General features: G+C 62.7%; 13 protein-coding genes. 5 read left to right on the top strand and 8 right to left on the bottom strand.

The features are described from left to right. The first annotated feature begins 162 nt into the window (after window positions 1–162). From leuS to AC1MEK_RS25540, 5 genes are all read left to right on the top strand, one after another. A complete protein-coding gene (gene leuS, locus AC1MEK_RS25560; protein WP_480399021.1) occupies window positions 163–2,769 on the top strand; it encodes a leucine--tRNA ligase in 2,607 nt (868 codons plus the stop codon). 88 nt (window positions 2,770–2,857) lie between these two features. Continuing rightward, window positions 2,858–3,463 (top strand): LPS-assembly lipoprotein LptE, encoded by a 606-nt coding sequence (locus AC1MEK_RS25555; RefSeq protein WP_480399020.1) that lies wholly within the window; start codon window positions 2,858–2,860, stop codon window positions 3,461–3,463. A 42-nt stretch (window positions 3,464–3,505) separates the two neighbouring features. Then, window positions 3,506–4,543 carry a DNA polymerase III subunit delta gene (holA, locus tag AC1MEK_RS25550; RefSeq protein ID WP_480399019.1) on the top strand — a complete coding sequence of 346 codons (1,038 nt, stop codon included), beginning with the start codon at window positions 3,506–3,508 and terminating at the stop codon, window positions 4,541–4,543. A gap of 187 nt (window positions 4,544–4,730) precedes the next feature. Next, window positions 4,731–4,889 (top strand): alternative ribosome rescue factor ArfA, encoded by a 159-nt coding sequence (gene arfA, locus AC1MEK_RS25545; RefSeq protein ID WP_480399018.1) that lies wholly within the window; start codon window positions 4,731–4,733, stop codon window positions 4,887–4,889. 89 nt (window positions 4,890–4,978) lie between these two features. Then, window positions 4,979–6,310 (top strand): lytic murein transglycosylase, encoded by a 1,332-nt coding sequence (locus AC1MEK_RS25540; protein WP_480399017.1) that lies wholly within the window; start codon window positions 4,979–4,981, stop codon window positions 6,308–6,310. Between the two features lie 243 nt (window positions 6,311–6,553). Here the strand turns inward: AC1MEK_RS25540 and lipA are convergent, their stop codons facing one another. The 8 genes from lipA to mrdA all read right to left on the bottom strand — a co-directional run bounded on the left by lipA (window position 6,554) and on the right by mrdA (window position 15,107). Continuing rightward, window positions 6,554–7,615 (bottom strand): lipoyl synthase, encoded by a 1,062-nt coding sequence (gene lipA / locus AC1MEK_RS25535; protein ID WP_480399016.1) that lies wholly within the window; start codon window positions 7,613–7,615, stop codon window positions 6,554–6,556. A 1-nt stretch (window position 7,616) separates the two neighbouring features. Further along, window positions 7,617–8,264, bottom strand: coding sequence for a lipoyl(octanoyl) transferase LipB (lipB, locus tag AC1MEK_RS25530; protein ID WP_480399015.1), 648 nt, complete (start codon window positions 8,262–8,264; stop codon window positions 7,617–7,619). Continuing rightward, on the bottom strand, window positions 8,264–8,539 hold the full coding sequence (locus tag AC1MEK_RS25525; RefSeq protein WP_480399014.1) for a DUF493 domain-containing protein: 276 nt from the start codon (window positions 8,537–8,539) through the stop codon (window positions 8,264–8,266). Before AC1MEK_RS25525 ends, lipB begins: the two co-directional genes overlap by 1 nt. A gap of 99 nt (window positions 8,540–8,638) precedes the next feature. Beyond that, a complete protein-coding gene (locus AC1MEK_RS25520) occupies window positions 8,639–9,799 on the bottom strand; it encodes a D-alanyl-D-alanine carboxypeptidase family protein (RefSeq protein ID WP_480399013.1) in 1,161 nt (386 codons plus the stop codon). Window positions 9,800–10,005: 206 nt separating this feature from the next. Then, window positions 10,006–11,043, bottom strand: a complete 1,038-nt coding sequence (locus AC1MEK_RS25515) for a septal ring lytic transglycosylase RlpA family protein (protein ID WP_480399012.1) — start codon at window positions 11,041–11,043, stop codon at window positions 10,006–10,008. Beyond that, window positions 11,043–12,053, bottom strand: a complete 1,011-nt coding sequence (gene mltB / locus AC1MEK_RS25510; protein WP_480399043.1) for a lytic murein transglycosylase B — start codon at window positions 12,051–12,053, stop codon at window positions 11,043–11,045. The genes AC1MEK_RS25515 and mltB overlap by 1 nt, the downstream gene beginning before the upstream one ends. A gap of 17 nt (window positions 12,054–12,070) precedes the next feature. Beyond that, a complete protein-coding gene (gene rodA, locus AC1MEK_RS25505) occupies window positions 12,071–13,174 on the bottom strand; it encodes a rod shape-determining protein RodA (RefSeq protein WP_480399042.1) in 1,104 nt (367 codons plus the stop codon). 31 nt (window positions 13,175–13,205) lie between these two features. Next, window positions 13,206–15,107, bottom strand: a complete 1,902-nt coding sequence (mrdA, locus tag AC1MEK_RS25500; protein WP_480399011.1) for a penicillin-binding protein 2 — start codon at window positions 15,105–15,107, stop codon at window positions 13,206–13,208. Window positions 15,108–15,130: the final 23 nt, after the last annotated feature.

The following is a 15,130-nucleotide window of genomic DNA, read 5'->3' as shown; positions in this document are numbered from 1 at the left end:
GGCGCTCATGTATGCTACGGCGCTTCCTGTACTTCCACTTCCGCTCACCGGAACACGAACACCGCGCGTCGCCCTATACCCCCGTGGGCAGGCAACGCCAAACCGTTCCGCCGAATGCCGCGAAGGGGTCAAGGGTCACCCATCTCAAGTCAAAAAGTAGCCATGCACGAACTCTATCAGCCCCGCGAAATCGAAGCCGCCGCCCAGACCTTCTGGGAAGAGCAGAAGTCCTTTGAAGTCAGTGAACAGCCAGGCAAGGACACCTACTACTGCCTGTCGATGTTCCCTTACCCGAGCGGCAAGCTACACATGGGTCACGTGCGCAACTACACCATTGGCGACGTGATTGCCCGCTACCAGCGCATGCAGGGCAAGAACGTGCTGCAGCCGATGGGCTGGGACGCGTTCGGCATGCCGGCGGAAAACGCCGCGATGAAAAACAACGTCGCGCCCGCCAAATGGACCTACGAAAACATCGCCTACATGAAAACCCAGCTCAAGAGCCTGGGCCTGGCGATCGACTGGTCCCGCGAAGTCACCACCTGCAAGCCGGACTACTACCGCTGGGAACAGTGGCTGTTCACCCGCCTGTTCGAAAAAGGCGTGATCTACCGCAAGAACGGCACCGTGAACTGGGACCCGATCGACCAGACCGTACTGGCCAACGAGCAGGTCATCGACGGCCGTGGCTGGCGTTCGGGCGCGCTGATCGAAAAGCGCGAAATCCCGATGTACTACTTCAAGATCACGGCCTACGCCGATGAGCTGCTAGAGAGCCTCGACGAGTTGCCGGGCTGGCCTGAACAGGTCAAGACCATGCAGCGCAACTGGATCGGCAAGTCCCGCGGCATGGAAGTGCAGTTCCCGTACGACCAGGCGTCGATCGGCGAAGCTGGCGCACTGAAAGTCTTCACCACCCGTCCGGACACCCTGATGGGCGCCACCTACGTGGCCGTGGCCGCCGAGCACCCGCTCGCCACGCTGGCTGCGCAGAACAACCCTGAGCTGCAGGCGTTCATCAATGAATGCAAGAGCGGCAGCGTCGCCGAAGCCGACGTCGCCACCCAGGAAAAGAAAGGCCTGCCGACTTCGCTGTTCGTCGAGCACCCGCTGACCGGCGAGAAACTCCCGGTGTGGGTCGCCAACTACGTGCTGATGCACTACGGCGATGGCGCGGTCATGGCCGTTCCGGCTCACGACGAGCGCGACTTCGAATTCGCCAGCAAGTACAACCTGCCGATCAAATCGGTGGTGCGCACCAGTTCCGGCGACACCAATCCTGCCCCATGGCAGGACGCCTACGGCGAGCACGGCACGCTGATCAACTCCGGCGAGTTCGACGGCCTGGACTTCACTGGCGCGTTCGACGCCATGGAAGCTGCGCTGCTCAAGAAAGAACTCGGCAAATCCCGCACCCAGTTCCGCCTGCGCGACTGGGGCATCAGCCGTCAGCGCTACTGGGGCTGCCCGATCCCGATCATCCACTGCGATGCCTGCGGCGACGTGCCAGTCCCTGAAGACCAGCTGCCGGTCAAACTGCCGGAAGACGTGGTACCGGACGGCGCCGGTTCGCCGCTGGCGCGCATGCCTGAGTTCTACGAGTGCAGCTGCCCGAAATGCGGCGCCCCGGCCAAGCGCGAAACCGACACCATGGACACCTTCGTGGAGTCCTCGTGGTACTTCGCCCGCTACGCCTCGCCTCACTACGAAGGCGGCATGGTCGACCCGAAAGCGGCCAACCACTGGCTGCCGGTCGACCAGTACATCGGCGGTATCGAACACGCGATCCTGCACCTTCTGTACGCACGCTTCTTCCACAAGTTGATGCGCGACGAAGGCCTGGTCAGCTCCAACGAACCGTTCAAGAACCTGCTGACCCAGGGCATGGTGGTCGCCGAGACCTTCTATCGCACTGAAGCCAACGGCAGCAAAACCTGGTTCAACCCGGCCGACGTCGAGTTCGAACGCGACAGCAAGGCGAAGATCATCGGCGCTAAACTGATCGCCGACGGCCTGCCGGTCGAGATCGGCGGCATCGAGAAGATGGCCAAGTCGAAGAACAACGGCGTCGACCCACAGTCGATGATCGACCAGTACGGCGCCGACACCTGCCGTCTGTTCATGATGTTCGCCTCGCCGCCTGACATGAGCCTGGAATGGTCCGACTCGGGCGTGGAAGGCTCGCACCGCTTCCTCAAGCGCGTCTGGCGTCTGGCCCAGGCCCACGTCGTGGCCGGCCTGCCGGCTGCACTGGACAAGGCCGCGCTGAACGATGAGCAGAAAGGCATTCGCCGTTCCATTCACCTGGCCATCAAACAGGCCGGTCAGGATGTCGGTCAGCACCACAAATTCAACACCGCCATCGCCCAGGTGATGACGCTGATGAACGTGCTGGAAAAAGCGCCGCAAGCCACCGAACAGGACCGCGCGCTGCTGCAGGAAGGCCTGGAAACCGTGGCCCTGCTGCTGGCACCGATCACCCCGCACATCAGCCATCAGCTGTGGAACGCGCTGGGTCACGCCGATCCTGTGATCGACGCCGGCTGGCCGAGTGTCGATGAATCGGCGTTGGTGCAGGACACCCTGCAACTGGTGGTTCAGGTCAACGGCAAGCTGCGCGGCCAGATCGAAGTGCCGGCTGCCGCGAGCCGCGAAGACGTCGAAGCCGCCGCACGGACCAACGAGAACGTGCTGCGCTTCATCGATGGCCTGACGATCCGCAAAGTGATCGTGGTACCCGGCAAGCTGGTGAACATCGTCGCCAGCTGACGGATCGGGCGCCAGGCTGAACCTGGCGCCGAACACACTTCCTGCGCCCGCGATTGCGGGCTCAAACGGATTCAAGGGGAGCAACAAGATGATCAAACGCAATCTGCTGGTAATGGGCTTGGCCGTATTGCTGAGCGCCTGCGGTTTCCAGCTGCGCGGCACGGGCACCAACGCCCTGTCGATCAAGGAACTGGACGTCAGCGCCCGCGAGGCCTACGGCGAAGTCGTCACCCAGTTGCGCCAGACGCTGACCAACAGCGGCGTGCACGTCTACACCGGTGCCCAGTACAAACTGTTTCTGGCCCGTGAAGACGAGACCCAGCGCACTGCAAGTTACGTGGGCTCGGGCCGCTCGGCCGAATACGAGCTGACCACTGTGCTCAAGTACGAAATCCAGGGCAGCAAGGGCGTGATGCTGCTCAGCGACAACGTTCAGGCCCAGAAAGTCTTCGTTCACGATGGCAACAACCTGATCGGTTCGGACCAGGAAGCCGATCAGATCCGCAAGGAAATGCGCAGCGAGTTGGTGCAGAAGATGATGGCTCGCCTGCAACTGCTGACGCCTGAGCGTCTGGACGAACTGCAGGCCAAGGCTGATGCCGCCGCCCGCGCCCAGGCTGACGCTGAAGCTGCTGCCCAGCGCATCCGTGACGAGACGCCGCAGCAGTCTCCGATCGAAATCCCGTCCAAGTGATGGCATTGGGGCCGGTTCGCCGGCCCCAACCTTTTCCGAATCATGAAACTCGCCCCCGCCCAACTCTCCAAACACCTGCAAGGCACGCTGGCGCCTGTGTACATCGTCAGCGGCGATGACCCGCTGCAGTGTCAGGAAGCCTGCGACGCCATCCGCACTGCGGCGCGCCAACAAGGCTTCGATGAACGCCAGGTGTTCAGTGCCGACTCGAACTTCGACTGGGGCACTCTGCTCCAGGCCGGCGCGAGCATGTCGCTGTTCGCCGAGCGTCGTCTGCTGGAACTGCGCCTGCCTTCCGGCAAGCCCGGCGACAAGGGCGCCGCCGCCCTGCTCGAATACTGCAACCGCCCGGCCGAAGACACGCTGCTGCTGATCAGCCTGCCCAAGCTCGACGGTGCTGCGCAGAAGACCAAATGGGGCAAGGCGCTGGTCGAAGGTGCGCAGACCCAGTTCGTGCAGATCTGGCCGGTGGACGCCAACCAGTTGCCACAGTGGATTCGCCAGCGCCTGGGCCAGGCTGGCCTGGCCGCCAGCCCCGACGCCGTCGAGCTGATTGCCGCCCGCGTGGAAGGCAACCTGCTGGCCGCCGCTCAGGAAATCGAAAAGCTCAAGCTGATGGCCGAACAGGGCCAGATCACCGTCGAAACCGTGCAGGCGGCGGTGGCTGACAGTGCGCGCTTCGACGTCTTCGGCCTGACCGACGCGGTGCTCAATGGCGAGGCGTCCCACGCCCTGCGCATGCTCGAAGGCCTGCGTGGCGAAGGCGTCGAGCCACCGGTGATCCTCTGGGCGCTGTCCCGCGAACTGCGCGTGCTGGCCAACCTGGCGTTGCAATACAGCCAGGGCGTACCGCTGGACAAGGCCTTCAGCCAGGCCCGGCCACCGATCTGGGACAAACGCAAACCGCTGATGAGCAAGGCCCTGCAACGCCACTCGGCGCGCCGCTGGGCCCAGCTGCTGATGGATGCGCAACACATCGATGCGCAGATCAAGGGCCAGGCCGAAGGTTCGGTGTGGAACAGCCTGAGCCTGCTGGCGCTGCAAATGGCGGGGCAGCGATTGGGGTTGCCGTCGGCATAACATTCCGAGACCACCACGAGTCCGTAGCAGCACGGCTTGCCGGCGGGGCGTTTTCACGATCGCTCCCGCCGGCAAGCCGTGCTGCTACGGGTCAGTGGCGCCCATAGCGCAGATCAATTAGACGCCAGCGCCCATCTGGCCGATCATCCCGCCGCTTCACCCTCCCCCCCCTCGAAGAGAGACGCTCATGAGCAAACCAAAGAAACGACCCAACAAGGCCAAATCCATCATCGCCCAGCCCCTGTTCCGCAGCCGTCAGGAACAACCCGCCAAGGGCAAGGGCAGCTACCGCCGCGAAGCCTTCCAGTCGAGAGATTGGGAGGCTTCTTCCGTTATGGCGGCCTGAAAAACACGCAAGGTTACTGACCGGCGCCCCGCCGGTGGGGCCAGCGTGTTAAGGTCTGCACCTTACGGTTTTTCGCTGTGGACCCCAGAATGCCCTTTTGCTTTTCCCGTCGTTGGCATGTCCGCCAACTGATCGCCGCCGCAAGCACCCTGGTGCTGGCTGCCTGCGCGGAGCAACCGACCGCCGCCGTCGCCAACCCGCTTCAAGCCGCTCCCCTGATAGCCAAGACCGCGCCGAATCCTCCCAGCGCCGTCGCTCAGCCGGACGACACCAATTTCGAAATCCAGCCGGCCATGAGTTTCAGCGAGTGGCAGAGCATGTTCCGCGCCCAGGCCTTGAATGCCGGGATCCGCCCGGAAGTGTTCGACAAGGCGTTTGTTGGCGTGACACCGGACATGACCGTGGTCAAGGCCGATCGCAGCCAGCCGGAATTCACCCGCCCGGTGTGGGAATACCTCGACGGCGCGATGTCGGCCGTGCGTGTGCGCAAGGGCCAGGCCCTGCTGGCGCAATACGCCGATGTGCTGACCGCCATCGAACAACGTTACGGCGTGGACCGCCAGGCGCTGATTGCGGTCTGGGGCATGGAAAGCAGTTTCGGCCAGTTCCAGGGCACGCAGTCGGTGATTCGCTCGCTGGCGACCCTGGCCTATGAAGGCCGCCGTCCGCAGTTCGCGCAGGAGCAACTAATCGCCGCCCTGCAGATCATTCAGCATGGCGACATCGACGCGGCTAACATGCTCGGCTCCTGGGCCGGGGCCATGGGCCAGACCCAGTTCATCCCGACCACCTACAACACCCACGCGGTGGACTTCGACGGCGACGGCCGACGCGACATCTGGAACTCGCCTGTGGACGCCCTGGCCTCGACCGCCCATTACCTGCAAAGCTCGGGCTGGCAGAAGGGCCAGCCGTGGGGCTTTGAGGTCCAGCTCAAGCAGGGCTTCGATTACGCCCTGGCCGATGCGAGCACGCGCAAGAGCATTGGCGAATGGCAACAGCTGGGCCTGAAGCTGCCCAACGGTTCGGCACTGCCGGCCAATCTGCTGCAACAGCAGGCCGCCCTGCTGCTGCCGGCTGGCTACAAGGGCCCGGCATTCCTGGTGATGGACAACTTCCGGGCGATCCTCAAGTACAACAATTCCTCGTCCTACGCACTGGCGATCGGCCTGCTGTCGGAGCGCTTCACCGGGGGTGGCTATGTGCTTGGCCAATGGCCACGCGGCGACCGCCCTCTGAGCCGCTCTGAGCGCATCGAACTGCAGACCCTGCTCTCGGCCCGCCAGTACGACGCAGGCGCCCCGGACGGCATCATCGGCGCCAATACGCGCAAGGCCATTCGCAGCGCGCAACAGTCGTTCGGCTGGCCGGCGGATGGGTATCCGACGCAGGAGCTGCTCGACAACCTGCGCAGGCCGTAATCCATCTGTACTCGGCTTCTGCCCGGAGGGCGTGGGAGCCTGGCTTGCCGGCGATCTGCTGCGAAGCGGCAGCAAAACCATACGATTTCGGTGTATCAGGCGTACCGCATACACAGGACTTGCTGCCGCTTCGCGGCAGATCGCCGGCAAGCCAGGCTCCCACGCCCTCCGGGCAGAATCAAAAGCAGAATGCAAAACGGGCCGGATATCGCTATCCGGCCCGTTTTTTTGTCACAGCCTCGATCAACCCGCCGTCAGCAACGACTTGGTCAGCTTGGCCTGTTCGTCGGCGTGGTACGAGGAACGCACCAGCGGCCCCGACGCGACGTTCTTGAAGCCCATCTTGTAGCCTTCCTCGGCGAACCAGGCGAAGGTGTCCGGGTGCACGAAGCGCTGGACCGGCAAGTGGCTGCGCGACGGCTGCAGGTACTGGCCCAGGGTCAGCATGTCGATGTTGTGCTCGCGCATGCGGTGCATCACTTCGATCACTTCGTCGTCGGTCTCGCCCAGGCCCAGCATCAGGCCGGATTTGGTCGGCACGTGCGGGACCATTTCCTTGAAGCGCTGCAGCAGGGTCAGCGACCACTGGTAGTCCGAACCCGGACGCGCAGCCTTGTACAGGCGCGGCACGGTTTCCAGGTTGTGGTTGAACACATCCGGCGGCGTGGCAGCGGTGATTTCCAGGGCGATGTCCATGCGGCCGCGGTAGTCAGGGACCAGGGTTTCCAGCTGCACGTTCGGCGACAGCGCGCGGATTTCACGGATGCAGTCGGCGAAGTGCTGAGCACCGCCGTCGCGCAGGTCGTCGCGGTCTACCGAGGTAATGACCACGTACTTCAGGCGCAGGTCGGCAATGGCCACAGCGAGGTTTTTTGGCTCATCGACATCCAGAGGCTTCGGACGGCCGTGGCCCACGTCGCAGAACGGGCAGCGACGGGTGCAGATGTCGCCCATGATCATGAAGGTCGCGGTGCCACCCGAGAAGCACTCGCCCAGGTTCGGGCAGGATGCTTCCTCGCAGACGCTGTGCAGCTTGTGCTTGCGCAGCAGTTGCTTGATGCGGTCGACTTCCGGAGAGACCGGGATGCGGACACGAATCCAGTCGGGCTTTTTCGGAAGCTCCACGGTCGGGATGATCTTCACCGGGATGCGCGCGACCTTTTCCGCGCCGCGCAGCTTCACGCCGGCTTCTACTTTCGGACGCGCCGCACGCTCGGGCGTGGCCACGTTCACTGTCGGGATCAGGGTTTGTACGGCACCCTCTGTAATCACGGCTGTCTCTGCCGCTTCATGCGCAGTAGTCATATCAATCGATTCCGCCCGTTAGGGTCGTCTGCTCAGCGTAGTCGAGGTGTCTGACGAGCTGCGCACGCAGCCGGGCACTGACCTCGGCAAATTCTATCGGCCCTGCCAGCTCGCGCAGCTGGGTCATCGCCAGCCCCGCATAGCCGCAGGGATTGATCCGCTGGAACGGCGCCAGGTCCATGTCGACGTTCAACGCCAGGCCATGGAACGAACAACCGTTGCGGATACGAAGGCCCAGGGAGGCGATCTTCGCGCCATCGACGTAGACCCCCGGTGCCTCGGGTTTGGCCGCTGCCGTGACGCCGTAGCTGGCCAACAGATCGATCAGGCTGTGCTCGATCCGGGTGACCAGTTCGCGTACGCCAAAACCCAGGCGACGCACGTCCAGCAGCAGGTAAACCACCAGCTGACCGGGGCCATGATAAGTCACTTGGCCACCGCGATCGACCTGTACCACCGGAATATCACCCGGAAGTAGTAGATGCTCGGGTTTGCCGGACTGCCCCTGGGTGAACACCGGCGGGTGCTGGACCAGCCAGATTTCGTCCGGAGTTTCGCGATGGCGGCCGTCCGTGAAGCGCTTCATCGCTTGCCAGGCGGGCTCGTAGTCGATCATGCCCAGATCGCGAAAGCCCAGAACCTCGCCCATCAGAGCACCATGTGCACGAAACCTGTGGCCCGCAGCTCGCTGTTGATGTTGTAGAGCTGGTCCTGGTCGGTGGCCAGGATGTGCAGCTGGATGGTGGTGTACTTGCCGTTGCTGCTCTGGCGCTCATCCACGCGCTCATCGTTGATCGTGGCGTGTTTCTTCACGATGTCGATGATTTTCTGCTTGATGCCCACAATGGTGTCGCCGATCACCTTGACCGGGTAGTCCTTGCAGGGGAATTCGATTTTTGGCGCTTTAACTTCGGTATCTGTCATGGCAGTAACGGCCTCGTAAGCCGGAAAACGGACAGGCCCCTGCCGCGATCAGCGACAGGGGCGTACGGAACAACAGTCGGTGGGGCGATCAATCAGTGATCAGTTGAACAGACTGTAGAAGAACATGCGAATGCTGTCCCACAGGCGGCGGAAGATACCACCTTCTTCAACGCCGTCCATCGCGATGAGATTAGCGGTGCGCACCACTTTGTCTTCCAGCTTCACTTCAACCTGGCCGACCACATCGCCCTTGGCGATCGGTGCAACCAGTTTCGGGTTGATGGTCATGCTGGCGGTGAGCTTCTTGATTTCGCCTTTTGGCATGGTCATCGACAGGTCATCGGCCAGGCCGACTTTGACCTGACGCTCAGTGCCCTTCCAGACCGGCGCCTGGGCCAGCTCGGCACCCTTCTGGTAGAAGGTCTGGGTTTCGAAGAAACGGAAACCGTAGGTCAGCAGCTTCTGGGTTTCAGCGGCGCGAGCCTGTTCGCTGTTGGTACCGAAGACCACGGCAATCAGACGCATGCCGTCACGTACGGCCGAGGACACCATGCAGTAGCCGGCTTCTTCGGTGTGACCGGTTTTCAGACCGTCGACGGTCTTGTCACGCCACAGCAGCAGGTTGCGGTTGGGTTGCTTGATGCCGTTCCAGAAGAACTCTTTCTGCGAGTAGATCGCGTAGTGAGCCGGGTCTTCGTGGATGATCGCACGGGCCAGCAGCGCCATGTCGTGGGCAGTGGAGTAGTGATCCGGATTCGGCAGGCCGGTCGGGTTCATGAAGTGGCTGTTGACCATGCCCAGGTCGCCGGCGGTCTTGTTCATCATGTCGGCGAACGCGTCTTCGCTGCCGGCGATATGCTCGGAAACGGCGACGCTGGCGTCGTTGCCAGACTGAATGATGATGCCGTGCAGCAGGTCGCTGACGGTAACCTGGCTGCCCACCTTGATGAACATCCGCGAGCCGCCGGTACGCCAGGCGTTTTCGCTGATGGTCACCGGGTCGTTTTCGCCGATCTGGCCGCGACGGATTTCCAGGGTCGCGATGTAGGCCGTCATCAGCTTGGTCAGGCTGGCCGGTGGCAGACGCTGGTCACCGTTGCTCTCCACCAGGACGTTGCCGCTGTTGGCATCCATCAGGACATAGGCCTTGGCTGCCAGTTGCGGTGCCGATGGCGTCATCTGCTCTGCCGCGAAGACGGCAGGCGCGGTGAGCAGTGGAATAAGCAGGCAAAGTCTTTTTGCGAAGGTGGTGATGTTCATCCGTCTCTCGAAAATGCTAATGGGCAAACATGCCCTTGCGGGCAAAGCGGTAATGCCGGGCTCCCCCGGCCAACGGGCCCACATTCTACAGATGTGGCCGTGAATTGTTGCTGACAACCCTTGCTCTTGCGGCAAGTTCGACCCGCCCCGGTCGCCCGGGTTCGGGTCACTGATTCACATTACTGATCCATGCTCGCTGATCCATGCTACTGATCAGAGCTCACGACGCTTGGCGAACCCAGGTTGGCCGAGCGCACGCTGTTCTGCAGCTGCGCGGCTTCACCCGGCGTGTCGACCGGCCCCATCCGCACGCGATAGAGCGTCTGTTGATTGCGCGCTATCGAGCTCACGAACACCGGCGCCCGTACCATCCCGCTCAGTTTCGACCTCAAGAGTTCCGCAGCGTCCGGGTTGGCGAAGGCTCCCACCTGGAGAAACAGCCCAGACGCTGGTCCGGAAGCGTTTTTTTTTGCATCGATCGGCACTGGATTGACCGGCGCGGCGTGCTGCTGCGGCGGTGGCGTCCACTGTTCGATGGTGCCCGCCGACGCCGTGATCACCGGCGCTGCCGCCTGTGGCTGGGGTCTTGCCGCCGGCCCACTGAGCGCCACCTGCGGCTGATCGAGCATCAATGGCGCCGGCTTGCCGCGCTGAGCCCAGTACTGCGCAGGGTCGATGCCTTCGACCTTGACCCGTGCGGTGCCGATTTCGGCGTAACCGAGCTTCTTGGCTGCGGCGTAGGACAAGTCGATGATGCGGTCCGAGTAAAACGGCCCACGGTCGTTGACCCGCAGAATGACGGTGCGGTTGTTGTCCAGGTTGGTCACGCGCACGTAGCTGGGCAGCGGCAGCGTCTTGTGCGCCGCGCTCATGCCGTAGAGGTCGTAGACCTCGCCGTTGGCGGTGTTCTGGCCGTGGAACTTGGTGCCGTACCAAGATGCCGTGCCGGTCTGCACGTAACTGGCCGAGTCGGTCATCGGGAAGTAGGTCTTGCCCAGCACCGTGTACGGGTTGGCCTTGTAGGCGCCGGTGTGCAGGGTCGGCACGGCATCGGGAATGCGCGAGACGTCGACGTCCCACCACGGCGCGCCATCCTTGTGGGCACGGTTGATGTCCAGCCCCGGTTGCGAGCGGATGATGTTGCCTTGCTGGGTCGGTCGGCTGGTGGAACAGCTGACGACCAGCAGTGCCAGCGCCGCGAAGGCCATCAGTTTCAATGGTTGTTGCATCGGCAATGACCGCATTACTTGACGCCCCGAGCTTGAACGAGCAGTTCAGACAGCTGATGCACGGCCATGGCGTACATCACGCTGCGGTTGTACCGCGTGATTGCGTAAAAATTCTTCAAACCCATCCAGTATTCAGGGCCATTGTCGCCTTCGAGGCGAAAAGCCGTGACCGGCATATCATCGCGCAACGCATCATGACTCGCCCACCCCAGGGCTCGCAACTCCCCTACGGTCTTCACCGGCTCGATGCCAGGGCTCAAACCCTGATCGACACGCTCGCCACTGACACTCGCGCGGCTGACCACGGCCTCGCCGGCGACCCAGCCATGACGCTTGAAATAACTGGCGACACTGCCGATGGCATCGTCCGGATTGTTCCAGATGTTGATATGACCATCGCCGTCGAAATCCACCGCGTAAGCGCGAAAGCTGCTCGGCATGAACTGCGGCAAACCCATTGCGCCCGCGTACGAGCCCTTGAGCGTCAGCGGGTCGACCTGCTCTTCGCGGGTCAACAGCAGGAACTCCCGCAGCTCCTTGCGGAAGAATTCGGCACGGGGAGGATAGTCGAAACTCAGGGTCGATAATACGTCGATCACCCGGTAATTTCCGGTATTTCGACCGAAAAACGTTTCCACGCCGATGATCGCCACGATCACTTGAGCCGGCACGCCGTACTCTTGTTCGGCCCGCGCCAGCACCGCTTCGTGCTGCCGCCAGAAGTCCACGCCACGGGCGACGCGCGCGTCGGTAAGGAACATCGGGCGGTAATCCTTCCACGGTTTCACCTTCTCGGCGGGCCGTGAAATTGCGTCCAGAATCGACTGCTTACGTTGCACATCTCGAAACACTTCGATCAGTTGCTCGCCGGCAAATCCGTAATCGCGGGTCATGTCACTGACGAATTGGGCGACCTGAGGCGAGCCCTCATAGTCACCGGCAAGCGACTCCTGCACTGAACCGAGGATGCCCATCAGGCCGACAAGCGGCACATATCGAGCAGCCCAGCCACGCACTACTTGCATTGAAAAGTTCACCTTAATCAAACCTGAGCGATCCACTTGCGGTGGGTATGGATCGACATCAAAACCCCAAACGCTGACAGCAGCGTCACCAGCGAAGTTCCGCCGTAGCTAATGAAGGGCAACGGCACCCCCACCACCGGCAGCAAACCGCTGACCATACCGATATTGACGAACACATAAACGAAAAAGGTCATGGTCAGGCTGCCGGCCAACAGCTTGCCGTAGAGGGTCTGCGCCTGGGCGGTGATGACCAGCCCGCGGCCGATCAGCAGCAGGTAGATCAGCAGCAGCGCGCAGATGCCCACCAGACCGAACTCTTCGCCGAGCACCGCAATAATGAAGTCGGTATGGCTTTCCGGCAGAAAGTCCAGGTGCGACTGGGTGCCCAGCAGCCAGCCCTTGCCAAAGACGCCACCCGAGCCGATGGCGGCTTTGGACTGAATGATGTTCCAGCCGGTGCCCAGCGGGTCGCTTTCCGGGTCGAGGAAGGTCAGGATCCGCTGCTTTTGATAGTCGTGCATGAAGAAGAACCACATGGCCACCGCCACCGGCACCGCGGCGGCCAGCACGCCGATGATCCAGCGCCAACGCAGGCCGGCCATGAACAGCACGAAGGTGCCGGAGGCCAGAATCAGCAGCGAGGTCCCGAGGTCAGGCTGGCGCACGATCAGAATGAACGGCAGGCCGATCAGCCCCAGGCTCACCGCCACATGCTTCAAATGCGGCGGCAACGTGCGTTTGGACAAGTACCAGGCAATGGTCGCTGGCATGATGATCTTCATGAATTCCGAGGGCTGGAAGCGAATCACGCCGGGAATGTTGATCCAGCGCGTCGCGCCCATGGCGTTGTGGCCCATGACGTCCACCGCCACCAGCAGCAACACGCCAAACACATAGGCCACCGGCACCCAGCGGGCCATGAAGCGCGGTTCCAGCTGGGCGATGACGAACATCGAAACCAGGCCGATGCCGAACGAGGTGGTCTGCTTGATCAAAAGATCCCAGCTCTTGCCGCTGGCCGAATACAGCACGAACAGGCTGCCGGCTGCGAGGGTCAGCAGCAGGATCAGCAGAGGGCCATCGACGTGGATCTTGTTCAGAAAGGTGGCGCGTCGGCGCATCACATCTTCGCTGGAGAGGATGCGGTCGAAATTACTCTTCACGGGCCGCGGTCTCCGGAGGCAGTGTATTGCTGGCGTATTCGGGTTTCAGATGGCCATCCGGGCCCAGCAGCCATGCATCCATGACCTGGCGAACCACGGGCGCGGCGACGCCGGAGCCGGACTCACCGTTCTCGATCATCACCGCCACCACGATTTTCGGGTTGTCCGCCGGTGCGAAGCCAACGAACAGCGCGTGGTCGCGATGGCGCTCCTGAACCTTGGAGCGGTCGTATTTCTCGCCCTGGCGGATGGCGACGACCTGTGCGGTACCGCTCTTGCCCGCGATCCGGTATTGCGCACCGATCGACGCCTTGCGCGCGGTCCCCCGAGCGCCGTGCATCACCTGCTGCATGCCGTGGTTGACCTTGGCCCAGTCGCTCGGGTCGCGCAGGACGATGTCCGGCATCGGGTTGGGGTCGACCGGCTTCTGGCCTTCGATGGTCTTGGCCAGGTGCGGCCGGTTCCATTTGCCCTTGTTGGCCACCAGCGCCGTGGCTTGCGCCAGCTGCAGCGGAGTGGCCTGCATGTAGCCCTGGCCGATCCCGAGAATCAGGGTTTCACCGGGGAACCAGGCCTGGCGACGAGTGATGCGCTTCCAGTCGCGGGAGGGCATCAGGCCCGGCGATTCCTCGAACATGTCCAGCGAGACCTTCTGGCCGATGCCGAACTTGTTCAGGTACGAAGACAGCCGATCGATGCCGACCTTGTGCGCCAGATCGTAGAAGTAGGTGTCGTTGGAGCGCATGATCGCGGTGTCCAGGTCCACCCAGCCGTCACCGGTGCGGTTCCAGTTGCGGTACTTGTGGTCGTAGTTGGGCAGCATGTAGTACCCGGGATCGAACACCCGCGAAGTCGCGGTGACCACGCCGGTATCCAGCCCCGCAATCGCCACCGCCGGCTTGATGGTCGAGCCCGGCGGGTACAGGCCGCGCAGAATGCGGTTGAACAGCGGACGGTCCACCGAATCGCGCAGTTCCGAATAGGCCTTGAAGCTGATGCCGGTGACGAACGGGTTAGGGTCGAAGCTTGGCTGGCTGACCATCGCCAGCACCTCGCCAGTGCTCGGGTCCAGCGCCACCACCGCGCCGCGACGCCCGGCCAGCGCGGCCTCGGCGGCTTCCTGCAGCTGGATGTCGAGGCTCAGAACAATGTCCTTCCCCGGCACCGGGTCAGTGCGTTTGAGCACCCGCAGCACGCGGCCACGGGCGTTGGTTTCGACTTCCTCGTAACCCACCTGGCCGTGTAGCTCGGGCTCGTAGAAACGCTCGACGCCGGTCTTGCCCATGTGATGGGTGCCGCTGTAATTCACCGGATCGAGGGTTTTCAGCTCTTTCTCGTTGATCCGCCCCATGTAACCGACCGAGTGCGCGAAATGCGCGCCCTGTGGATAGTGGCGGATCAGCTGGGCGACCACTTCAACGCCCGGCAGACGGAACTGGTTGACGGCAATCCGGGCGATCTGTTCTTCGGTCAGCTCGAACAGGATCGGCACCGGCTCGAACGGACGGCGCCCCTGCTTCATGCGCTTTTCGAAGATGATCCGGTCGTCCGGCGTCAGTTCCAGCACTTCGATGATGGTGTCCAGCACCTTGGCCCACTCACCGCCGGAACGCTCGCGGGTCATGCTCAGGTTGAAGCTGGGTCGGTTGTCGGCGATCACCACGCCATTACGGTCGTAGATCAGGCCGCGGCTCGGCGGAATCGGCTGAACGTGAACGCGGTTGTTTTCCGACAGGGTCGAGTGGTAGTCGTACTGGATGACTTGCAGGAAGTACAGCCGCGCCACCAACACGCAGATCAGCACGATCACGATGCCAGCACCGACCACGACGCGGTTGCGCACCAGGCGTGCGTCCTTTTCGTGATCTTTCAGGCGTATCGGCTGAGACATTTAGGGCGTGTTCACAGTGAAGG

This window comes from Pseudomonas sp. 2 (assembly GCF_056627435.1).
Note: the sequence above shows the minus strand (reverse complement) of the source record. Positions and strands in the feature narration are given on the sequence as shown.